This is a genomic window from Clostridium sp. LIBA-8841 (assembly GCF_057782475.1).
In genome coordinates this window covers 974,084-996,877 of the sequence record NZ_CM173488.1, presented here as the reverse complement: position 1 = coordinate 996,877, position 22,794 = coordinate 974,084, and the positions used below count along the sequence as shown (strand labels likewise).

The window sequence follows — 22,794 nt, the reverse complement described above, 5'->3', positions numbered from 1 at the left end:
TACATTTTCTACTTTGTTATGTAATTTATTTACAAAAGTTTTATTTATCATTAAGTTTTTTGTAAATGCAAAAAAAGCTGTCTATTCCTTAGACAACTCTTCTTTATATGATAATATACTACTTAAAAATACACTTATACAAACTACGCTTGTTACTGATATTAAAATAGAAATTACTTTTGCTAAAAATATATTTGGTACTATATCTCCATATCCAATAGTAGCAAATGTTATTATTGTGTAATAGAATAAATCAAATTTTCCTTGAACATTTGTGAATGCCTCTGGATTTACACTACCTACTAAACATACCATAAGATATAGGTTTAAAATTAGCATAAATAATATTAATATTGCTGCAACTATTATTCTTTTAAATAAACTTTCTTCTTTTGCTCCTTTTACATTAATAGGGTTAACCATTAGAGTTATTAGTGTTTTCATATTTAAATAATAACATATAATCATTCCAATTAAGCCTAATGCTAAATTCTCTGTAAAAGCTTTAGGAAATACAATTGAAACTGCTAAATAAGTACTGATTAAAAAATAACTTATTAAAAAATCAATTTTTAAATTTTTATTTTCAACCTTGATTATAAAACTTTGAATTTTCAAACTTATATATAATATGTACCCAATGGCATAGTGGACAATTATTAATGCTATTAAAACTAATATAACCTTCAATCCACCTTCAAAAATCTTATTTTCAAACTTAACATTTCTTGCTATACCTGTATATATACTTACAAAAGATGTTATCCCACCAAAAACTATTAATGTAACTTGTATGATTTTAGAAAAGAAAGATTTTTCCTTAAGAACTCCCTTATAACTACTATTTATTCCTTTAAGGAGTTCTACAATTGACTTTTTAGTATCTTTTTTCATCCTTCTATTTCTAACAGCAAGTATTATTATACTAATTACAGTAACAAAAACAATTATAAATTCTCCCATGAACGCTCTCCCATACATCATAAAATTTTATAAACTAACTATTATAATTATATATTTACTTTAATCAATATAACAAACATAAATTGATTGAATAAAAAAGAACTATCCTAATGGATAGTTCTTTTTAAGGGATTAATTGTTGACTATAAGTAAAAATATATTTTTATAAAGTATTAAAAATTAATTATGCGTATTAATTATATTGTATATTCAGAAATTATTTTTATTATTTATTGAAAGCTTTGTTATAATCTTCGATGAATTTCTTCATTCCAGCATCAGTTAAAGGATGTTTTATCATTTGAACTATAACATTATATGGTATTGTTGCAATATCTGATCCTGCCATAGCTGAGTCTAAAACATGCATTGGATTTCTAACACTTGCAGATATTATTTCAGTATCTATACCATGTAAGCTAAACATTTCAGCTATTTGAGTTATAACTTCTATACCTGGATTTCCTATATCATCAAGTCTTCCTAAGAATGGGCTTACAAATGATGCTCCTGCTCTAGCTGCTAATAAAGCTTGTAATGGTGAGAATATTAAAGTAACATTTGTTCTTATTCCTTCACTAGCTAATATTCTTACAGCTTTTAAGCCTTCTTCGCACATTGGTATTTTTATAACTATATTTTTATGTAATTTAGCTAAATCTCTTCCTTCTTTAACCATTTCATCGCACTCTAAAGCCATAACTTCAGCACTTATTGGCCCATCAACTATGCTACAGATTTCTTCAATTACTTCTTTTATGTTTCTACCTTCTCTAGCTATTAATGAAGGATTAGTTGTTACTCCAGCTAAAACTCCTAATTTACTAGCTTTTCTTATTTCTTCTACATTAGCAGTATCAATGAATATTTTCATTTCATTTCTCCTTTTCATTGCTTTACAAATATTAATTTGAATTTCATACTTTTATTTAATCGTTTCCACAGATAGATATTAACATCACACAAAAAAATATTCAATAATTTTATTTAAAATTTACAATTTATTAATTTATTTTTTCTAAATATTATGCTATAATATAATATTTTATAAAATTAATATATTCTATTGCATAATTAGAGTATTCCCTATGTAATCTTTATCATGTAAAGCATATACAAATAATATAATTAATTTTCTTAATTTTATTTTGTATTTTTAATAAACTTTCTAATATATTATTATCATGGTAATTAAGAATATTCTTTATAATAATAAAAATTTCATTGTAACACTGAAATTAAAATTATAGGTTACTTTATATTCTATATAATGACTATGTTTTGAATCAGTGTTGATTTTTAAATAAGTCTAAAGTACTATCTTAAAATTAATATTCACCTAAAACATAGCCAATAAATTAAAAAAAGCTACTTAAGATTACATCTTAAGTAGCTTTTTATTGCTATTATTCAAAATATCTTTTTAATAATCCTTGGAATGCTCTTCCGTGTCTAGCTTCATCTTTACACATTTCATGAACTGTGTCATGGATTGCATCTAAGTTTAATGCTTTAGCTAAAGTAGCTAAGTCTTTTTTACCTTGGCAAGCACCTTGTTCTGCATTTACTCTTGCTATTAAGTTAGCTTTTGTATCAGCTTCAACAACTTCTCCTAACATTTCTGCAAATTTAGCAGCATGTTCAGCTTCTTCGAAAGCTATTCTCTTATAAGCTTCTGCAACTTCTGGGAATCCTTCTCTATCAGCTTGTCTTGACATAGCTAAGTACATTCCTATTTCTGTACATTCTCCAGTAAAGTTAGCTTGTAATCCTTCGATTATTCTTTCATCTACACCTTTAGCAACTCCGATTCTATGTTCATCAGCGAAATCTAAATCTCCACTTTGTTCTACGAATTTATCAGAACCAGCTCCACAGATTGGACATTTTTCTGGTGCTTTTTCTCCTTCATAAACATATCCACAAATTGTACAAACAAATTTTTTCATAATAAAAACCTCCTAAAATATGTACTCATATAATTTAGTTCCTAGATTATTAAGAAAATTATCTCTTTAAATATCTTTCTTTATAATCTACAAACTATATTTGTTAATTTTTTCTTAACCTTTGTTAATATTATATAATAATTGTTATTTGTTATCAATATATTTTAAATAATTTATACTTTTAATAAAAAATAATATCCAATTATCTTTTTGTATTATAATATAGTAAATACAATTATGATTTATAATATGAAATCATTTATATTTTATCACTTCCATTTTCTGATTAATGACTCTGGTTATTTTTAGCTTATATTTATAAAAAATAAAAAAGAGAGCCGTTGTGAACTAACTCTCTTTATCTCTTAATAAACTATATCTTTTTAATTTAGTCTTATATAGAAATTAATTTAAACTTACACAAATTAAAATTGCTTCACTACCTTACTGCTTTTCCGAAAGGCATAAGTGATAATTTAGCTAATTTTAGTGATTGTATAGCAAATGGAATTCCAACTATTGTAATTGCAAACAGTGCTGCACTTATTAAATTACCAATTGCTAGAGTAAACCCTCCAAAAATCAACCATAATATATTTAATAATAAATTTCCCGCACCATCATCTACTGTTACGACTTCTTTTCCAAATGGAGCAAATTGTAATCCTGCTAATTTAAAACATTGTAGTCCTACAGGTATTCCTATTATAGTTATGCACCACACACATCCCCAGAATAACCATCCTATAGCATTAAAAAATCCACCAAATATCATCCAAAGTATATTCCCTAAACAGCTCAATATATATTCTCCTTCCTAAATTTATTTACTTTATTATATAAAAAATTCTTCTTTTAGCTAATATTTTATTTAATAAGTATTTTAAATAAAATATCATCTTTTTTAAATTACTTCAACTATTCAAAGCATATAATATCAATAATTTAAGAAATATTAACTTAAAAATTTCTTAAATTATTTCCTTTATTTCTATGATTATAAATTTAATATTACCCTATTTTTATTTTATTGAACTATTTATTTTAATTTAAGTAATTTTTCTAAAAAAATTTTTATTTTTTTGTTGACATTTATCTTTTATGTATATATAATAAGTATTGTCAACAGGACATGCCGAAGTGGCGGAACTGGCAGACGCACAGGACTTAAAATCCTGCGGTGCTAACACACCGTACCGGTTCGATTCCGGTCTTCGGCACCAAAACTCTTAAACCTAGTTTAAGAGTTTTTTTATTTTGAAAAAAACTAATAATGAGTCCAAACACAAAAGCTCTATTAGAGTATTTTTTTATTAGATATAGCTAAAACAAACTAATTTCACTGCTGTTAGATTGTTTAACTATATCTAATATTTTTTTCTAATAAAGCCTTTTAAATTCAAATCATCTAATTATACAATGAGAAAATCTTCATTTCCTATTTCACACTAAAAAATTTTTTCTTATATTTAATTAATTTACATAAGTATATTATAATTTAAATCTACAAATTTATATATTTTACTGAAATAACTAACTTATTTTGCTGTTCCTATATCTGTTCTAAAATACATACCATCAAAATTAATTTTAGCTATGTTTTTATATGCATTTTCTTTTGCTTCCTCTAAAGTTTCTCCCTTACCAATAACTGATAATACTCTTCCACCACTTGTTACTAAAGAATCTTCTTGAATTTTTGCTCCTGCTATAAAATACTCTCCTTTAATACTTTCATCAATGTTTATTTCATAACCTTTTTCATAATCTTCAGGATATCCCTTTGAAGCAAGAACAACATTTACACAATATCCATTGTTCCACTTAAGCTCAGTTTGATCTAATTTTTCATCTAAGGCATTTTCTATTATTTCTAATAAATCACTTTCCATTAAAGATAAAACACTTTGTGTTTCTGGATCTCCCATTCTAACATTATATTCTAAAAGTTTAGGTCCATCCTCTGTTATCATTATTCCAAAGAAGATGACTCCTTTAAAATCAAATCCCTCTTCTCTTATTCCAACTAAGGTTTTATCTAATATATTTTTATAAAAATCAGCTAAAACATCCTCAGTAACATACTTGTTAGGGCAAACTACTCCCATTCCCCCTGTATTTTTACCTTTGTTTCCATCAAATATCTGTTTATGATCCTTAGCAGATAAAAATGGTAGTATTACCTTTCCATCTGTTGCCGAAAGTATAGAAGCCTCTACTCCTTGTAAAAATTCTTCTACAACTATTTTCTTTCCAGCTCCATTAAATACATCATCTATCATAAATAAATTTAAGGTTTCTATTGCCTCATCCTTATTTTCGCATATTACAACCCCTTTACCAGCAGCCAAACCATCTGCTTTTATAACTCTTGGATATTTGCAGTTTTCTAGATAACTTTTAGCTTCATCATAATTATAAAAAACTTCATAATCAGCTGTTTTCACACCATATTTTTTCATAAAATCCTTTGAAAAGCTCTTGCTACCTTCAAGCATAGCTCCCGCCTTATCAGGACCAAATATTTTTAGACCTGCTTCCTTAAATGTATCAACTATGCCATTAATAAGTGGCTCCTCTGGCCCAACAATAGTTAAATCAATATTATTGCTTTTAGCAAACTCTAAAAGTTCTTCTATATTAGTAATATCTATATTTTCACACTTATCTTCCTTAGCAGTTCCTCCATTACCAGGAGCAACATAAATCTTATCTACTCTAGAACTCTTTCCTAATTTCCATGCTAAAGCATGTTCTCTTCCACCTGATCCAACTAAAAGTATCTTCATATATAAAAGGTAATATAAATTAAACTTATTTTCTACATAGCTATTAGAATATCTAAATTAACTATTCCTAAAAAAAACAAATTAACTATATAACCTAATTCACCTCCCAAAATATATTTTAATTTTATATTCCTAATTGCTTTAAATTACAGTTTATAAAATAAATTTTTACAAATTTATTTAGCCATAGATTAAATAATTCACTTAAGCATTTTAGCTTTAAATTATTTAACTATGGCTAAGTAATTATTTTTACTTTATTTTAGCTTTAAACATTAAGCTAAAACTTATCTTATTTCTAATGTTTAAAATGTCTAATGCCTGTAAATACCATACTTATTCCATGTTCATTACAAGCTTCTATTGATTCTCCATCTCTCATAGAACCACCTGGTTGAATTATTGCCTTTATTCCATTTCTAGCAGCTTCATCAACACAATCTCTAAATGGGAAGAAAGCATCTGAAGCTAGTACAGCTCCACCTTTTCCTCTTTCTAAAGCTTCTTTAGTAGCCCAAATTCTATTAACTTGTCCACCACCAATACCAGTAGCAACACCATTCTTCACAACTACTATGGCATTAGATTTTACATATTTAACAACCTTCATTCCGAAAACCATGTCTCTTAATTCCATTTCTGTTGGCTGTTTTTCTGTTACAACTTTATACTCATCAGCAAGCTTATTATCTTCTCCTTGAACTAATATGCCACCGTCTACTGTTACCATATAATTTTTAGCTTGAGGAGTATTATTACATTTTATAACTCTTAAATTTTTCTTAGTTCTTAAAACCTCTAAAGCATCTTCATCGAACTCAGGTGCCGCTACAACCTCTAAGAAAATTTTAACCATTTCTTCTGCTGTAGCCTTATCTATCTTTCTATTTACAGCAACTATTCCACCAAATATTGAAACTGGATCTGCATCATAAGCTTTTAAATAAACTTCCTTAGAGTTTTCCCCTACAGCTACTCCACAAGGTGTGTTATGCTTTAACGCACAGCAAGCTGGTTCTTCAAATTCACATGCAACTTTCCATGCTATATCTAAATCTTTTATGTTGTTATAAGATAAAGCCTTTCCATTTAGAATATCAAAGCTATTCATAGCACCATCGAATTCTGTTGAACTATAGTAAGCAGCTCCTTGGTGAGGGTTTTCTCCATATCTAAGATCTTGTATCTTCTTATATGAAACTGAAAGATATTCTGGATGCTCTTCTTCGCCTTCTAACAAGAAATTAGAAATTGCAGCATCGTAAGCACTCATTAAGTTAAATACCTTTCCTGCAAGAGTTTTTCTTAATTTAAATGAAACTTCGTTATTTTCCTTAATTTCATTTATTACTTTTTCATAATCTTTTTTATCTGAAAGAACCACTACATCTCTAAAATTCTTAGCTGCCGCTCTTAACATTGTTGGTCCACCGATATCAATAAACTCAACCTTTTCTTCAAAGCTTAAATCTTCTCTAACTTTTTCAAAGAAAGGATATAAATTAACAACTACATAATCAATTGTGTTTATTTCTCTCTCTTCTAAAGTTTTCATATGCTCTTCATTATCCCTTATTGCTAATATTCCAGCATGAACTAAAGGATGTAGAGTCTTTACTCTTCCATCTAACATCTCTGGGAAGTCTGTTATTTCACTTATTTCTTTAACCTCTATGTTATTTTCCTTTAAATATCTATAAGTTCCACCACTTGAGATTATTTCTACATCTCTATCTCTTAAAAATTTTGCAAGTTCTAAAACTCCACCTTTATCAAAAACACTTATTAAAGCTCTCTTTTTCATGAAAAGACCTCCCTAGTTTAATATTTTTACTCTTCCATTATTAATTTCTATTTTTTCTTCACATAAGTACTTAACAATCTTAGGTAGTAATATATGTTCTTTCTCTAACACCTTTTTTTGAAGACTTTCTGGAGTGTCTTCAAAATCAACTTGAACTATTTCTTGTTCAATAATAGCCCCTCCATCAACTTCATCATTAACAAAGTGAACTGTACAACCAGAATATTTTACTCCTTTTTCTATAGCTGCTTTATGTACATTTATTCCATACATCTTGTTTCCACAGAAAGAAGGAATAAGAGATGGGTGGATGTTGATTATCCTATTCCCATACTCTTCTAAAAGCTTTCCTTTTAATATTGAAAGATAACCAGCTAATACTATTAGATCAATATTATTTTCTTTAGCAAGTCTTAATATCTCATCTGAAGTATTCTCTCCAAACTCTTTTTTAGAAACAACCGAAGTTTTTATCCCTTGTTTTTCAGCTCTTTCTAAAGCAAAAATTCCATCCTTACTTCCAATAACCAAAGAAACTTCTCCATTTATATTTCCATTTTCTATATTATCTAAAATTGATTGAAGATTAGATCCACTGCCAGAAGCTAATATAGCTATTTTATACAAACTCCTTCACCTCCAGCATTTATATACCCAATCTCAAAAGCTTTTTCTCCATCTTCTGAAAGTTCTTTTAAAATTCCTTCAACCTCTGATTCATCAACACATAAAACAAATCCTATTCCCATGTTGAAAGTATTGTACATTTCTTCTTCACGAACTCCAAGCTCCATAACTTTTCTAAATATTTCTGGAATCTCATAGCTATTTTTATTTATTACTATACTAAGTCCCGCGCCACTTAACATCCTTGGAAGATTTTCATAAAATCCTCCACCAGTTACGTGAGCCATTCCCTTGATATTAAACTTTTCTATAAGTCTTAATACAGGTTTAACGTAAATCTTTGTAGGAGTTAATAACTCTTCCCATACAGCTTTTCCATTAAACTCTTGATCTAAATTTTCGAACACCTTTCTTATAAGAGAATATCCATTTGAATGAACTCCTGAAGAAGCAATTCCTATAAGCTTGTCACCAGCTTTTATATCCTTACCATTTATTATTTTATCCTTGTCTACTATTCCTACTGCAAAACCAGCAATATCATAGTCACCTTCTTTATACATACCTGGCATTTCAGCGGTCTCTCCTCCAATTAAAGAACAGTCAGATTGAAGACATCCTTCAGCTACTCCCTTTACCAAATCAGAAGAAACCTCTGCTTCAAGCTTCCCACAAGCTATATAATCTAAGAAGAATAAAGGTTTAGCTCCATGGCATAAGATATCATTAACACACATTGCAACGCAGTCTATTCCAACAGTGTCAAACTTTCTTTTCTTGCAAGCAATATCAAGTTTTGTTCCAACTCCATCTGTTCCTGAAACTAAAACTGGTTTTTTGTATCCTTCTGGAAGTTCAACCATACCAGCAAAAGATCCTAATCCATTTAATACATACTCACTCATTGTTTTTTGAGCATATTCTTTTATAAGCTTTACTGATCTATATCCTTCTTCAATATTTACTCCTGCTTCTTTGTAAGTTAACATCTAATTCTCCACCCTTTCAAGATTATCCTCTAAAGCTTCCATAGGCGCTGCGACTGGATAAACTCCATTGAAACATCCTACACAGAAATTTCTTCTTCCTTCAAAGCTTTCGTACATTCCTTCTAAACTTAAATATCCTAGAGAATCACAACCTATCATTTCTCTAATTTCTTCTACACTTCTATTGGCTCCAATTAATTGACTTCTATATGGTGTATCAATTCCAAAGTAACATGGATATTTAACCATTGGTGATGCAACTAAAAAGTGAACTTCTTTAGCACCTGCTCTTCTTAGAGACTCGACTAAATGTTTTGAAGTTGTTCCTCTAACAATAGAATCATCTATTAAAACAACTCTTTTACCATTTACATTAACCTTTAAAGGATTAAGCTTTACAGCCACAGCTCTTTCTCTAATTTCCTGTGATGGTGATATAAAAGTTCTTCCTACATATCTATTTTTCACAAATCCTACATCATAAGGAATTCCTGAAGCTTTGGCATACCCCATAGCCGCCGGTATTCCTGAATCTGGAACAGCTACTACAATATCAGCCTCAATTGGATGCTCCTTAAATAATATTTCCCCTTGGTTGACTCTTGTAGTTTGAACATCTAAACCATCTATAACTGAATCTGGTCTTGCAAAGTATATGTATTCAAAAGCACAAGTTTGACAAACAGTGTTTTCTGAATATCTGTAACTCTTAATACCATTTTCATCAATAACTACAATTTCTCCTGGTTTTATATCTCTCACAAACTCTGCTCCAATTGTATCTAAAGCACAGCTTTCTGAAGTTAATATATATCCCTCTTCAAACTTTCCTAAGCATAAAGGCCTTATTCCGTGAGGATCCCTTATTCCTATAAGCTTATTTTTTGTCATTATTACCATAGCGAAAGAACCCTTTACTGCCGATATAGCATCTATAACTGCTCTCTCAATCCCATTATTATTAGCTCTTTTAGCAATCAAACTTATAAGTACTTCAGAATCAACGCTAGTATGGAATACTTGTCCCCCATCCTCTAAAAGGCTTCTTATTACATCAGCATTAACTAAATTGCCATTATGAGCAGTAGATATAGGACCAAGCTTAGTATTACTAACTAGAGGTTGTGCATTCTCAACAGTCTTAGCTCCAGCTGTAGAATACCTAACATGCCCTATTGATATATGACCATTAATTTCTCTTAATTCTTCTAAATCTTTAGCTTCAAAGGCTTCAGTTAAAACCCCTAATCCCTTATGAACCTTTATATCATCTCCATTTGCTACTGCAATACCAGCACTTTCCTGACCTCTGTGTTGAAGAGCATAAAGTCCATAATAGTTTATAGAAGCAACATCTATTGGTTTATTTGCGAAAACTCCAAAAACTCCGCATTCATCCTTAAATTTATCGTTTTGTGGATCCATAATATCAAAATTTGGCTTCACCATATTTTCTACTCCTCTTACTTAATTACTTATATAAACTTACCCTCTTAATCTACTTAAAACTTCTTTATATCCGTTAATGACATTTCCCATGTCTCTTCTGAATCTGTCTTTATCCATTTTTTCTCCAGTTGTAGCATCCCAGAATCTACAAGTATCTGGTGAAATCTCATCAGCTAATAATATCTCTCCATTACATCTTCCAAACTCTAGTTTGAAATCTATTAAGTTTATATTTTGCTTTTTAAAAGCTTCCTTTAAAACGTCATTTACTTTAGCAGTTATTTCATAGATTTTATTTAATTCTTCAAAAGTTGTAGCTCCAATTCCTACAGCATGATAATCATTTATTAATGGATCTCCTAAAGAATCATCTTTATATGATAATTCAAAAACAGTAGTTTTTAATTCATATCCTTCTTCAAGACCTAATCTCTTAGCCATACTTCCTGCAGCAACATTTCTAACTATTACTTCTAAAGGAACTATTTCAACCTTCTTACATAATTGATCTCTATCATTTAACTTCTCAATGAAGTGAGTCTTTATTCCTTCTTTATTTAACATCTCAAATATAAGACTAGTAATTTCGTTATTTAAAATACCTTTGCTTTCAATCTCTGCTTTCTTTTCTCCATTAAATGCTGTAGCATCATCCTTGTAGTGAACAATTACCATATCATCTTTATCTGTTGCATATATTTTTTTAGCTTTTCCTTCATATAACATTTCTAATTGATTAACCATTATAACTCTACTCCTTCTCCATTTTCTTCTATAAATTTGTGTTTCATGTCAATTCTAAATTGAACTAGTTTTTCTCTTAGTTCTGGATATTTTAATGAAAGCATTTGAACTGCTAACATACCTGCATTGTAACTATTATTTATTCCTACAGTTGCTACTGGAATTGATTTTGGCATTTGAACTATTGATAATAATGCATCCATTCCTTCTACTGCCGCTCTTACTGGAACTCCTATTACAGGAAGTATAGTATGAGAAGCTATAACTCCTGGAAGATGAGCCGCTAACCCTGCTCCTGCTATAATTACTTCACAGCCTTCTTTTTCAATTTTTTCTAAAGTTTCAAGAAGTTTTTCTGGAACCCTATGAGCTGATAAAACATAAGCTTTATACTCAACTCCAAATTCTTTAAGAGCATTTGCCGCTCCCTTCATAACATCTATATCTGACTTACTTCCGAAAAATATTGCTACCTTCATTAAAATTTCCTCCCTATACTTTTAAGTTTTTATAGTTTTGATTTTTAGCTAGCCCTTCAAACTTAATTATTTCTTAAAGTAATTAACACCTGACTTGAATAGTTGTTGGTCGAATTGTCCTAGTATATTTCTGTATAGATTATCTCCAATTCTTTCTGAATGGCCCATTTTACCTAGGATTCTTCCATCTCTACTTGTTATTCCTTCTATTGCTAAGCTTGAACCATTTGGATTATATGGCATATTCATAGTTGCATTGCCTTCTAAGTCAACATACTGAGTAGCTATTTGATTGTTTTCTGCTAACTCCTTTAACAAGTCTTCTGGTGCAACAAATCTTCCTTCTCCATGTGATATTGGAATATTGTGAATTTCTCCAAGTGAAACCTCATTAAACCAAGGAGATTTCTTAGAAGTAATCTTAGTTCTAACCATAGATGACATATGTCTATTTATATTGTTGTAAGTTAATGTTGCCATATCTTCTTCAATATCAATTATTTCTCCATATGGAAGAAGTCCTAACTTAATTAAAGCTTGGAAGCCATTACAAATACCTAATATCAATCCATCTCTTTCATTTAAAAGTTTCATAACTGAATCCTTTATTTTAGGATTTCTAAATATTGTAGCTATAAACTTAGCTGATCCATCAGGCTCATCCCCTGCTGAGAATCCACCTGGTAACATAATTATTTGAGCTTCATCAATTTCTCTTTTAAGCATGTCTATTGAGTCAATCAAAGCTTCTTTATTTAAATTTCTAATAACAACCTCATGAACCTCAGCACCCTCTTTTTCAAAGGCTCTTCTACAATCATATTCACAGTTAGTTCCTGGGAATACTGGAATAACTACTCTTGGTTTTTCTACTATTGTTATTTTTGATTTAAGTTTTTCTTTTCCTATATGCACTTGTCCATTATCTAAAATATCTGCCCCATCTTCACTATTGCTTATTAAATCTGAAACACATCCCTCTTCATTTTCTATTTTAGATTTAAATACATCCTCAAGTTTTTCTTCATAACATTTTTCTAACTCTCTTAATGAAACCTCAAAATCATATTCCTCACACTTTATAACATCAGCCACGATTGTGCTTCCTATAACCTTATGATTAGTTCCCTTAAATTCCTCTTCAAGGTTAACCCCGTCCTTAACCTCTAAGATTAAACTTCCATAATTAAATCCAAAAAGCTCTTCTTGAGAAACATTATTTAATTCTGCCCCAATTTTATTTCCTAATGACATCTTAGTAATTCCTTCTGATACTCCTCCAAACTTAAGAGAATATGCTGAAATTACTTTTTCTTGTCCTATTAATTCATAAAGCTTTTCTAAGTTATTTTTGAATTCTTCCATATTTAAAGTTCCATCTTCTAATCTTTCACTCTTCACAAGAACTAAAGTTGATCCTATATTCTTAAACTCAGGTGAAATAACTCTTGAAGCATTTTCAAGTCCTACTGCAAATGAAACTAAAGTTGGTGGAACATTTAAGTCTCCAAAACTTCCTGACATTGAATCTTTTCCACCAATTGCTGGTAATCCTAAATCCATTTGAGCTTTATAAGCTCCTAGTAAAGCTGCAAAAGGCTTACCCCATTTTTCTTTATCCTTTAATAACTTTTCAAAGTATTCTTGGAAGGTTAATCTAACCTTTTTATAATCTCCTCCCATAGCAGCTATTTTTGTTACTGATTCAATAACTGAATAAAATGCCATGTGGAATGGGCTCCATACTCCTAAATAAGGATTAAATCCATATGTCATTAGGGAAGCTTCTTTACTTTCTCCTCCTAAAACCGGAATCTTAGCAGCCATCCCCTCTGCTGGTGTTAATTGATATTTTCCACCTAGAGGCATAAGAACTGTTCCTCCGCCTATAGTTGAATCAAATCTCTCAATTAATCCTTTTTGACTACAAATATTTAAATTTCTTAGTGATTTTAACCATTCTTCTTTAACATCACAATTTTTAACTTCGTATGGATAATCACTTGGTGATTTTACCTTTAAAGAAATCTCTTGTTTTGCCCCATTTGTATCTAAAAAAGTCCTCTTTATATCAACAATTGTTTTGTCTTTCCACATCATTCTCAATCTATCTGTATCTGTAACTTCCGCTACAATTGTAGATTCTAGATTTTCTTCTTCTGAAAGTTCTATAAATCTCTTGGCATTCTTAGCTTCAACAACAACTGCCATTCTTTCTTGAGATTCTGATATTGCAAGTTCTGTTCCATCTAGTCCCGCATATTTTTTAGGAACCTTATTTAAATCTATATCAATACCTCTACATAATTCTCCAATGGCTACTGATACTCCACCAGCTCCGAAATCATTACATCTCTTTATCATTTGAGCTACTTCTTTATTTCTAAAAAGTCTCTGAATTTTTCTCTCTGTTGGAGCATTCCCCTTTTGAACCTCTGCTCCACATTGATTTATTGATTCCTCTGTATGTTCCTTTGAAGAACCAGTGGCTCCTCCAATACCATCTCTTCCTGTTCTTCCTCCAAGAAGTATTACAATATCTCCCTTTGAAGGTTCAAGTCTTACAACATTCTCTTTTGGTGCAGCTGCTATTACTGCTCCAACTTCCATTCTCTTAGCAGCATAATTTGGATGATAAATCTCTGCTACTTGTCCTGTTGCAAGTCCAATTTGATTTCCATATGAACTATATCCATGTGCAGCTCCTAAGGTTATTTTTCTTTGAGGTAACTTTCCCTTTAAAGTTTCTTCAATTCCAGCTGTTGGATCTGCTGCGCCTGTAACTCTCATAGCTTGGTAGACATAACTTCTTCCTGAAAGTGGATCTCTAATAGCTCCTCCTAAACAAGTTGCCGCGCCTCCAAAAGGCTCTATTTCCGTTGGGTGATTATGTGTCTCATTTTTAAACATTAAAAGATATTTTTCAGTTCCATTATTTGTTTCTATCTCTATGTTTATAGAACAAGCATTTATTTCATCTGAAACATCTAAGTCATCAAGTTTTCCTCTTTTTCTTAGTTCTTTCATTGCTATAGTAGCTAAATCCATTAATTTAATATCTCTAGTCTCTAACTTATCTTCATAAACATACGCTCTTGAATTTCTATAATCTTCATAAGCTTTTTTAATAGGTTCTGAATATTGACCTTCTTCTATTTCAACATCTCTAATTATTGTTTCAAAAGTTGTATGTCTACAATGATCTGACCAATAAGTATCAATAACTTTAATCTCAGTTATTGTTGGATTTCTATCTTCTGATTTAAAATAATCTCTTATCATTTTTAAATCTTCTAAACTCATAGCTAAAGAATTTTCTATATGAAAGTTTTTAAGTTCCTCCTCAGTTAGATTCAAAAATCCATTTAAAACTTCAACGCCCTTAGGTTCATCTAAGTTATCTTCTAAAACTTTTGATAATGGATCTACTTCTCTTGAATCAACAGGATTAATATAATAAGCTTTTATCCTATCTATCTCTTCATCATTTAAATCACCTTTTAAAACAATGATTTTTGATGATTTAACAGGAACTTTTGCTTCCTCAGTAAGAAGCATTATACACTCTGAAGCTGAATCAGCTCTTTGATCATACTGTCCTGGTAAATATTCAACACCAAAAGCATTTTCATCTTGTCCTATTTCAAAATTTTCTTCATAAACTCTATCTACTGGAGCTTCTGACAAAATAGTATTTACAGTCCTTATATACTGCTCTTCTTCCATATTTCCTAGTATGTACTTATTTAAAACTCTTATATCCTCTAAAGCTTCGACTCTTAAGTTATCTTTAAAATCTTTAAGTAATATCTGACTTTCAACATTAAAACCAGCCTTTTTTTCTACAAATACCATTCTAATACCAGACATTTTAATCCCCCATTCAAAACACGAACATTATTTATGATTAAATATTAATCATTCGTTAAATAGAGAATATCATTATAAATACGTATTGTCAATAATTAAATTTATTTAAACGTTCGGTTTTTAATATATTTAATCATCTTTTTATCATTTATATTCCAAAATAATTCGTATTTAATCATAAAAATAGAGATATATTAAAAGTTTAGAATAATCTTCCTTTTAATATATCTCCAATATTTTTAATCTTCTCTTAAAAGATTTATATCTTTTCCCTCTAGAATCTTATTCATATTTCTTATAGAACACATTTTCCCACACATTGTACAACTATCTTTATGTTCAGGATTCGATTCTTTTCTATACCTAATTGCTTTTTCACTGTCTATGGCTAAAGAAAACATCTCATCCCAATCTAATCTTTTCCTAGCCTCACTCATTTTATTATCCCTCTCTCTTACTCCTAGGATTCCTTTTGCTATATCTGCCGCATGTGCTGCTATCTTTGAAGCAACTATTCCCTCCCTTACATCTTCTAAATTAGGAAGTCTTAAATGTTCTGCTGGTGTTACATAGCAAAGAAAATCTGCTCCATAAGAAGCTGCCATAGCTCCTCCTATGGAACTCGTTATATGATCATACCCTGGTGCTATATCAGTTACTATTGGGCCTAAAACATAAAATGGTGCTCCATGGCATAATTTTTTCTCTAATAAAACATTAGCTTCTATTTCATTCATTGCCATATGCCCAGGTCCCTCTATTATTACTTGAATATTTCTTTCCCAAGCTCTTTTTGTCAACTCTCCAAGAGTAATTAACTCTTTTATTTGTATAGCATCAGTTGAATCAGCTATTGAACCAGGTCTACAAGCATCACCTAAACTTAAGGTTAAATCATACTTTTCACATATATCTAATAATCTATCAAAATATTCATAGAAAGGGTTTTCTCTATTATTTAATTCCATCCATGCAAAAAGGAGAGATCCTCCTCTAGAAACTATATTAGTCAATCTTTTATTTCTTCTAAAAGTTTCAACTGCTTCTCTATTTAATCCAGCATGTATAGTAACAAAATCTACTCCATCTTTTGCATGTTTCTCTACAACCTCAAAAAATTCATCAATAGTTATATCCTTAAGTTCTTTATCATAGAACCCAACTACATCATACATTGGTACAGTTCCTATCATAGCTGTAGATATCTCAACAAGTCTTTTCCTAAAATCATAAGTTTTACCATAGTTACTTAAATCCATTATGGATTCTGCATTCATTTCTATGGCTTTTTTAACCTTTTCTAACTCTAATTCTATATTGGCATAATCCTTTGAAATTCCTAGATTAACATTTATTTTAGTTCTTAACCCTTGTCCAACACCTTCTGCACTTATGCTCTTATGTTTTTTATTAGCTGGTATTACAACTTTTCCCTCAGCCATTAAATTCATTAAAGTTTGAACATTAATACCTTCTTTTTCTGCAACCACTTGCATTTCCTTTGTTATTATGCCTCTTTTAGCAGCATCCATTTGAGTTGTGTAATTCATATTAGTTCTCCTTATTTTAATTTTTTAACTGCGCAGTTAAATTAATATAGGATCCTAGTTTTTTATAAAAAATAAAAGCTTGCCATAAGGCAAGCTTAATAAACACTTATATAGATATACTTATACAAATTTTTAGCATAAATATAAATAAACAACAGTTTATGCTTCCCTACGGTAGTACTAACTACATCAGGTTTTAAGGGTTAGATAGCTATTATCCTCTCAGCATATAAAATGCACCCCTAGCACTTACGATTAAATATTTACTTTTTTTCTAAATTATACTATTAAAATTTTATAATTTCAAGTAAATTTATAAAAACAAGTAATTATGCACTAAAATTTAGTAATTGTTTAAACTTATTATAGGTTTCATCATCAACTTTTTGCAAGTCACTTATCTAGCTAACCATCCTCCATCAACAGCTAAAATATGTCCATCCATATAATCTGATGCTCTACTTGCTAAGAATATTACAGCTCCCATCAAATCAAAAGGCTCTCCCCATCTACCTGCTGGTATCCTTGATAATATCTCTGAATTTCTACTAGCATTTAAAGTTAATTCTTCTGTATTAGCCGTTTTTATATAGCCTGGTGCAATAGCATTTACATTTACTCCAAATTCAGCTAGTTCATTAGCAAAGGATTTTGTTAGTCCTGCTACTGCATGCTTACTTGCAGTATAAGCTGGAACATATTTACCTCCTTGGAATGAAAGCATTGAAGCTATATTTATTATTTTACCATGTCTATTTTTTACCATAGTTTTTGCTATCTCTTTACTTAAATAATAAACACTATTTAAGTTAACATCTAAGACGAATTGCCAATCTTCATCAGTATATTCAAATAAACTATTTCTTTTTATGGTACCTGCATTATTAACTAAAATATCTATTTTCCCAAAAAGCTTTTTACTCTCTTCAATAACTTTTATAACATCAGTTTTCTCTTCTAAATCAGCTTGAATAAATTCAACCCTTCTTCTTTCTTTTTCTATTAATTTTCTTGTTTCATCTAAATCTTTTTCACTATGAACCACTATACACAAATCCGCTCCAGCCTTTGCTAAAGCAACAGAAATAGCCTGTCCTATACCTTTATTTCCACCAGTAACCATAGCTACCTTTCCATGTAATGAAAAATAATCCATTGAAAAATCACTTAAACTATTCACAATCTCAACCCCTTTGAAAGTTTTAAAACTTATTCATATTTTATACTACCTCTTACAGAAAACATTTTCAACTTCTTGTGAATATAATTAAAATTAATAAAATAAAAAAGCTTTAGAATAAGTTGTTATCTCATTCTAAAACTTTCTTATATTCCGTCTTTTTAATATATTATAATTTAAATCTTATCTACAAATTAATCAAAAATATTTAGAAACCTGTGTGACCAAATCCGCCACCTCTATTTACACTTTTGAATTTTGAAACATCATCAGTTTCTATAAAGTTAGCCTTATAATATTTAGCTAAAACCATTTGGGCAATTCTATTTCCTTTTTTTATATATATACTTCCATATGGATTTCCATTCTTATCTAAATAAATATATGTTTTTAATAACTTTTTATAAGCTCTCTTTCCTTCTTCTTCATAAGAACTTAAATCATGTCCTTTCGACTCTAAATATTCACTTAATCTTACCTCTGTATAATTATTTTTTAAGTCATCTAATATACTTATATCATTAGCTATTTCATAAGGAAGATTAGCTATATTATAATTATTCTCTAAAATTACTGATATATTGCTAACTGAATCAGCATCAATAGTTCCTATTGAGTTTGAAATTTTCAGATTTGTTCTTAAAGAAAGTCCACTTCTAGCTCTAATTTGAAGTTCCATATTATCAGGAATTGCAAACTTTAAATCTAATGGAATTGCCACTTTTTCAAAAGGTCTTATAACCATATCTTTAGCTGCAAAAACATCTGCTCCAGCGGCTAATGGTGTCTCATATTTAGGAGTCTCTCCACCATTTTGATATTCAATATAAACATCTCTAATTCTTTGTTCACCAGCCATTAAACTCACCTCCATCTTTAGTAAAAGTATATTTTACTTTCTATATATTCACAAACACTTAAATTCTTTAAATTCTCAAAGCAGAGGCTTTTTATTAACATTTTATTAATATATTTTCCTTTAGCTTACATTTGCAACATTTTACTTATATTAATTCATAATTAACTATAAATTTTTAAATATATACTTTATCTTAAGTGAATAAAAATAGTATTTTTTATTACTTTCATCTTAATATACAAAATAAAAGAGAACAGACTTTAAATTAATTCTGCTCTTCTATCTTGTAATATTTAATTTTAAAAATTATTTCTATTTGAATTATAGATACCAATTCCAGCAATCGCTCCTATTATACCAATAATTATTAATCCAGATATTTTAAATACATAGGCTCCTAAGTAATAAACAACTACAATCAATATAAGAGCTATAATAACATGAACAATCCATTCTCTCTTAGGATTCATTTTAAAAGCTCCAAAAATTTTGTCTGATAATTTATATTTTTTATCAATAAATCCATATATAACTGCAAAAAAAATTGCTGACACAACAAATACCAATGCTTCTAATATGTTTTGTATTAAAAGAATTTTATCCATACTCTCGTTCCTTTCAATTGATCTTTAATAGCTATATTATACCATTTAACACAACTTTAAGTGAACTCTACTATGATTAAAAATTAAATAACTAATTAAATATCTAATTTATTTTTTAGTTGAATACTCAATTTTTATATAAAATAATAAAAAGTTAAATAGATTAAAGTTCTTATATCTACTTAACTTTTTTAATAATAAATGATATATAATTTAATTTTTAAATGTAGCAATAATAATCCCGATGAAAATTCCATTTATAATTGCTATTACTAAATTGCCTATTCCATAACTCATATTGAAATATTTAAAGACTACATAACTTAAAAATAAAACTAGCACAGTAACACAAATCACTATTAAATCATAAATTAATTTTTCCTTAAAACTTTTATGCCCCCATAAAATTCTATTTCTATTATCTCTAATTTCATAAAGAAACCATAAAACTATAATTATTCCAATTAAAGTGCTTCCATGTTGTAATAAACTATATCCATAAACATTATAATCTCCTAAAGTTAACACCTTTTTTTGAAGAAAAGAAATATGTTCAACAAAAAAACCTGTTTTATGAGTAAAAGCATCCCATATTATATGAGTTACCATTCCTAATAAAGCTGAATATATAAAAACAAGCCCCTCTTTCCAAGAATGTAAACCAAATTGTTCTGTTCTCAAGTATCCATACCATCCATCAAATGGTCTTGGTAAATGACTTATTAATGGGCTCTTTATAAAATTTTGAAAAAAATAAGCTAATAAAATACATAGGGGTAAATTTAATATAAAAAAGCCTAAAATCTCATGTCCTAAATTACCATAAGGTCTAAAATTTAAAAAGTATAAAAAATCAGGTGCCATACTCCCTAAAACTAAAGCTGTAAAATTAAATCTCTTATTTTTCAAGCAAAGCACAGCTGCTGGATGTGCCAGCGTAAAAGGCATACCTAGTCCCCCCTCATATGTTAAATGTTATCCTATTATAACACATAAAGAGTGTCCTAAAAATGATTAATAATTTGCTTTCAATCTATTAATATCCAATTGAATTGTTTTTATACTTATTTTAAAACTGCCTCCTTCTTCCTAAACACATAATAATATCTATAGCTATTATAATTATAAAAAATCAAATTCTATATACTAATTCCTTTGATTAAATCATTAAAAAGAAAAATATAACATTAGAAGGTAACAGAATCAATTCTTTTTCTCTAGTCAATTTCATTTTTAATTTAGACTATGTTTTAAATGAATCTTAATATGTGATACCTCTCTGAAAATAGGTTATAAGTAAAGAACATGGGTATTATGTAACGAAAGACTAAATAATATTTTAACATGAAAATTTATGATATACTTAAGTGAAAAATATGATGATAATCCGAAGCATTAAAACTAAAATTTAGAAAGGTGGAATTAAGATGTTAAATAAAATAAAATCATATTATCAATATGATGAAGAGGAAAATAATGAGCAATTCCTAAGGAACTTTGAATATAAAGGAGACGAAATATTCGCCTGTGACACTTGCGAAACTGAAATATCAGAAGAGGAATATAAGCGTAATAACGGTACATGTGATAAGTGTAACGCTGATATCTATGAATATTAGTTACTTTACATTCCAATCAAATTACCTGTTAAAAAGATTTAAAGGCAGTCCAATGGACTCCCTTTAGTTTATGTATAACATTAGTTTAAAACAGAGCCTTAATTTAAAACGCCTATAATTTCTTCACCATATTTATTAACTTTTACTTTACCAAAGCCCCTAACTTTTAAAAGTTCCTCCTTAGTTTTTGGCATTTTATTCAAAATATCTTCTAGTGTTTCATCATTAAAAATATAATATGCTGGTAATTTTTCTTTTATTGCAAAGGAAATTCTAACTTTCTTAAGCTTATTTTTTAATTCCTCGTTATTGTTATGTTCGATTATATCTTTGCTTTTTAAATTATTTTCTTTTTTAAAATAATCATCATCTTCTTCAAGATACTCCTTAATAAATTGATTTTTATTATTACTTTCTAATTTTTCTTCTAAACCTTCTTTTTCAATAAAATCAACTTCACTTAAAGAATATTTTTTATAATAATCAAACTTAATAGGTTTATTGTTTTCAACTAGAAAGTTTCCTATTGAATACATAAGCTCATCAAAATTTATACCATCCTTTAATTTTTTATGATACTGAAGTTTTGAATTTATAAAAGATGTTAACTGATCATATTTTATTATTTGAGATTTTATTTCTTTTGGCGCCTTATATTTATTTATAACACTTTTTGAATTTGCAATAACTACACATGAATAAACTGGCACTTTTTTAATTATTTTATTTTTCTTTAAGTATTCAGTTAATATTCTAACATGTCTTTCATTTTGTGCTACTGGACTATATATTCCCTCTTTTTTATAAACTTTTCCTGTTTTATTTTTAAAGTATCTTATAAACTCTCCTGATTCATTTATACTTATATCTCCAGTTAATTTTTTAGTTTCTAGAACTAAAATAAAACTTTTAGTTATTAGGACATAATCCATTTGAGCTACTGCTTCTCCGTCTTCTATCCTAATATCATGCAAAGCTAACATAGGGATAAAGGAATTTTTTATTTCATAACTAACATTTTTCTCTCCCTCTATTCCATAGTTTAAATGCATAATATCTCTATCTATAAAATTCTTTTTTTCACTTTTCACTTTACAACTTAACTCTTTTAAGTCTTCTAATTGTCTATTGTATTCACTAAATTCCTTAAGCCATATAGGACCTTTTATAGATGAAATTCCCAAAAAAGTTCCTTCAACATAAGCAACCCTCATCCTAATTGTTCATTCATATTGTAGCATATTTTGTAATATTTTGTTAATATTTCATTATTTATCTAAATAAAAAGTGTTAGATATATTTTAATAACAAATACATC

At 28.9% G+C, this 22,794-nt stretch carries 19 protein-coding genes, 1 tRNA gene and 1 riboswitch; of the genes, 2 read left to right on the top strand and 18 right to left on the bottom strand.

Annotated features, from left to right (window positions below):
- Nucleotides 1-81 precede the first annotated feature (81 nt).
- The 4 genes from AC2A4K_RS04225 to AC2A4K_RS04210 all read right to left on the bottom strand — a co-directional run bounded on the left by AC2A4K_RS04225 (nt 82) and on the right by AC2A4K_RS04210 (nt 3,714).
- Entirely contained in the window at nt 82-963 is an 882-nt protein-coding gene (locus AC2A4K_RS04225) for a potassium channel family protein (protein ID WP_322504212.1), read from the bottom strand.
- 226 nt (nt 964-1,189) lie between these two features.
- The gene (gene fsa, locus AC2A4K_RS04220; RefSeq protein ID WP_322504213.1) at nt 1,190-1,837 is read right to left on the bottom strand and encodes a fructose-6-phosphate aldolase; all 648 of its coding nucleotides are present in this window, start codon (nt 1,835-1,837) and stop codon (nt 1,190-1,192) included.
- A 532-nt stretch (nt 1,838-2,369) separates the two neighbouring features.
- A complete protein-coding gene (locus AC2A4K_RS04215) occupies nt 2,370-2,912 on the bottom strand; it encodes an NADH peroxidase (protein ID WP_322504214.1) in 543 nt (180 codons plus the stop codon).
- Between the two features lie 439 nt (nt 2,913-3,351).
- Nucleotides 3,352-3,714 carry a YccF domain-containing protein gene (locus AC2A4K_RS04210; protein WP_322504215.1) on the bottom strand — a complete coding sequence of 121 codons (363 nt, stop codon included), beginning with the start codon at nt 3,712-3,714 and terminating at the stop codon, nt 3,352-3,354.
- Nucleotides 3,715-4,046: 332 nt separating this feature from the next.
- Between AC2A4K_RS04210 and AC2A4K_RS04205 the strand changes: the two genes are divergently transcribed.
- Nucleotides 4,047-4,135: transfer RNA gene (locus tag AC2A4K_RS04205), tRNA-Leu, on the top strand.
- Nucleotides 4,136-4,450: 315 nt separating this feature from the next.
- Here the strand turns inward: AC2A4K_RS04205 and purD are convergent.
- The 13 genes from purD to AC2A4K_RS04140 form a co-directional block, all read right to left on the bottom strand.
- Complete coding sequence (gene purD / locus AC2A4K_RS04200; RefSeq protein WP_322504216.1) at nt 4,451-5,701, bottom strand: phosphoribosylamine--glycine ligase; 1,251 nt, start codon at nt 5,699-5,701, stop codon at nt 4,451-4,453.
- A gap of 298 nt (nt 5,702-5,999) precedes the next feature.
- Nucleotides 6,000-7,505, bottom strand: a complete 1,506-nt coding sequence (gene purH, locus AC2A4K_RS04195) for a bifunctional phosphoribosylaminoimidazolecarboxamide formyltransferase/IMP cyclohydrolase (RefSeq protein ID WP_322504217.1) — start codon at nt 7,503-7,505, stop codon at nt 6,000-6,002.
- A gap of 12 nt (nt 7,506-7,517) precedes the next feature.
- Nucleotides 7,518-8,132 (bottom strand): phosphoribosylglycinamide formyltransferase, encoded by a 615-nt coding sequence (purN, locus tag AC2A4K_RS04190; protein WP_322504218.1) that lies wholly within the window; start codon nt 8,130-8,132, stop codon nt 7,518-7,520.
- Nucleotides 8,120-9,121, bottom strand: a complete 1,002-nt coding sequence (gene purM, locus AC2A4K_RS04185; protein WP_322504219.1) for a phosphoribosylformylglycinamidine cyclo-ligase — start codon at nt 9,119-9,121, stop codon at nt 8,120-8,122. Before purM ends, purN begins: the two co-directional genes overlap by 13 nt.
- The gene (gene purF / locus AC2A4K_RS04180) at nt 9,122-10,570 is read right to left on the bottom strand and encodes an amidophosphoribosyltransferase (protein WP_322504220.1); all 1,449 of its coding nucleotides are present in this window, start codon (nt 10,568-10,570) and stop codon (nt 9,122-9,124) included. It lies immediately after the preceding gene.
- A 36-nt stretch (nt 10,571-10,606) separates the two neighbouring features.
- Complete coding sequence (gene purC / locus AC2A4K_RS04175; protein ID WP_322504221.1) at nt 10,607-11,314, bottom strand: phosphoribosylaminoimidazolesuccinocarboxamide synthase; 708 nt, start codon at nt 11,312-11,314, stop codon at nt 10,607-10,609.
- Complete coding sequence (gene purE / locus AC2A4K_RS04170; protein WP_322504222.1) at nt 11,314-11,793, bottom strand: 5-(carboxyamino)imidazole ribonucleotide mutase; 480 nt, start codon at nt 11,791-11,793, stop codon at nt 11,314-11,316. The genes purC and purE overlap by 1 nt, the downstream gene beginning before the upstream one ends.
- 66 nt (nt 11,794-11,859) lie before the next feature.
- Nucleotides 11,860-15,663: a phosphoribosylformylglycinamidine synthase gene (locus AC2A4K_RS04165; RefSeq protein WP_322504223.1), complete on the bottom strand. Its 3,804-nt coding sequence runs from the start codon at nt 15,661-15,663 to the stop codon at nt 11,860-11,862.
- Between the two features lie 239 nt (nt 15,664-15,902).
- Nucleotides 15,903-17,213, bottom strand: a complete 1,311-nt coding sequence (thiC, locus tag AC2A4K_RS04160) for a phosphomethylpyrimidine synthase ThiC (protein ID WP_322504224.1) — start codon at nt 17,211-17,213, stop codon at nt 15,903-15,905.
- Between the two features lie 149 nt (nt 17,214-17,362).
- Nucleotides 17,363-17,467, bottom strand: a riboswitch (TPP riboswitch).
- A gap of 143 nt (nt 17,468-17,610) precedes the next feature.
- The gene (gene kduD / locus AC2A4K_RS04155; protein WP_322504323.1) at nt 17,611-18,396 is read right to left on the bottom strand and encodes a 2-dehydro-3-deoxy-D-gluconate 5-dehydrogenase KduD; all 786 of its coding nucleotides are present in this window, start codon (nt 18,394-18,396) and stop codon (nt 17,611-17,613) included.
- Nucleotides 18,397-18,601: 205 nt separating this feature from the next.
- The gene (locus AC2A4K_RS04150; RefSeq protein WP_322504225.1) at nt 18,602-19,252 is read right to left on the bottom strand and encodes a dUTP diphosphatase; all 651 of its coding nucleotides are present in this window, start codon (nt 19,250-19,252) and stop codon (nt 18,602-18,604) included.
- 299 nt (nt 19,253-19,551) lie between these two features.
- Nucleotides 19,552-19,857 carry a hypothetical protein gene (locus AC2A4K_RS04145; RefSeq protein ID WP_322504226.1) on the bottom strand — a complete coding sequence of 102 codons (306 nt, stop codon included), beginning with the start codon at nt 19,855-19,857 and terminating at the stop codon, nt 19,552-19,554.
- A 213-nt stretch (nt 19,858-20,070) separates the two neighbouring features.
- The gene (locus AC2A4K_RS04140; RefSeq protein WP_322504227.1) at nt 20,071-20,805 is read right to left on the bottom strand and encodes a DUF4184 family protein; all 735 of its coding nucleotides are present in this window, start codon (nt 20,803-20,805) and stop codon (nt 20,071-20,073) included.
- 479 nt (nt 20,806-21,284) lie between these two features.
- On the opposite strand from AC2A4K_RS04140, the gene AC2A4K_RS04135 reads away from it, so the two are divergent.
- Nucleotides 21,285-21,476, top strand: coding sequence for a hypothetical protein (locus AC2A4K_RS04135; protein WP_322504228.1), 192 nt, complete (start codon nt 21,285-21,287; stop codon nt 21,474-21,476).
- A gap of 98 nt (nt 21,477-21,574) precedes the next feature.
- On the opposite strand, the gene AC2A4K_RS04130 is transcribed toward AC2A4K_RS04135, so the two are convergent.
- Nucleotides 21,575-22,690 carry an NERD domain-containing protein gene (locus AC2A4K_RS04130; protein WP_322504229.1) on the bottom strand — a complete coding sequence of 372 codons (1,116 nt, stop codon included), beginning with the start codon at nt 22,688-22,690 and terminating at the stop codon, nt 21,575-21,577.
- Nucleotides 22,691-22,794: the final 104 nt, after the last annotated feature.

Bases quoted from the DNA above. Each gene is read 5' to 3' on its own strand.
- AC2A4K_RS04225 (WP_322504212.1), bottom strand. From the start codon at position 963: ATGGGAGAATTTATAATTGTTTTTGTTACTGTAATTAGTATAATAATA.
- fsa (WP_322504213.1), bottom strand. From the start codon at position 1,837: ATGAAAATATTCATTGATACTGCTAATGTAGAAGAAATAAGAAAAGCT.
- AC2A4K_RS04215 (WP_322504214.1), bottom strand. From the start codon at position 2,912: ATGAAAAAATTTGTTTGTACAATTTGTGGATATGTTTATGAAGGAGAA.
- purD (WP_322504216.1), bottom strand. From the start codon at position 5,701: ATGAAGATACTTTTAGTTGGATCAGGTGGAAGAGAACATGCTTTAGCA.
- purH (WP_322504217.1), bottom strand. From the start codon at position 7,505: ATGAAAAAGAGAGCTTTAATAAGTGTTTTTGATAAAGGTGGAGTTTTA.
- purM (WP_322504219.1), bottom strand. From the start codon at position 9,121: ATGTTAACTTACAAAGAAGCAGGAGTAAATATTGAAGAAGGATATAGA.
- purF (WP_322504220.1), bottom strand. From the start codon at position 10,570: ATGGTGAAGCCAAATTTTGATATTATGGATCCACAAAACGATAAATTT.
- purC (WP_322504221.1), bottom strand. From the start codon at position 11,314: ATGGTTAATCAATTAGAAATGTTATATGAAGGAAAAGCTAAAAAAATA.
- purE (WP_322504222.1), bottom strand. From the start codon at position 11,793: ATGAAGGTAGCAATATTTTTCGGAAGTAAGTCAGATATAGATGTTATG.
- AC2A4K_RS04165 (WP_322504223.1), bottom strand. From the start codon at position 15,663: ATGTCTGGTATTAGAATGGTATTTGTAGAAAAAAAGGCTGGTTTTAAT.
- thiC (WP_322504224.1), bottom strand. From the start codon at position 17,213: ATGAATTACACAACTCAAATGGATGCTGCTAAAAGAGGCATAATAACA.
- AC2A4K_RS04150 (WP_322504225.1), bottom strand. From the start codon at position 19,252: ATGGCTGGTGAACAAAGAATTAGAGATGTTTATATTGAATATCAAAAT.
- AC2A4K_RS04145 (WP_322504226.1), bottom strand. From the start codon at position 19,857: ATGGATAAAATTCTTTTAATACAAAACATATTAGAAGCATTGGTATTT.
- AC2A4K_RS04140 (WP_322504227.1), bottom strand. From the start codon at position 20,805: ATGCCTTTTACGCTGGCACATCCAGCAGCTGTGCTTTGCTTGAAAAAT.
- AC2A4K_RS04135 (WP_322504228.1), top strand. From the start codon at position 21,285: ATGTTAAATAAAATAAAATCATATTATCAATATGATGAAGAGGAAAAT.
- AC2A4K_RS04130 (WP_322504229.1), bottom strand. From the start codon at position 22,690: ATGAGGGTTGCTTATGTTGAAGGAACTTTTTTGGGAATTTCATCTATA.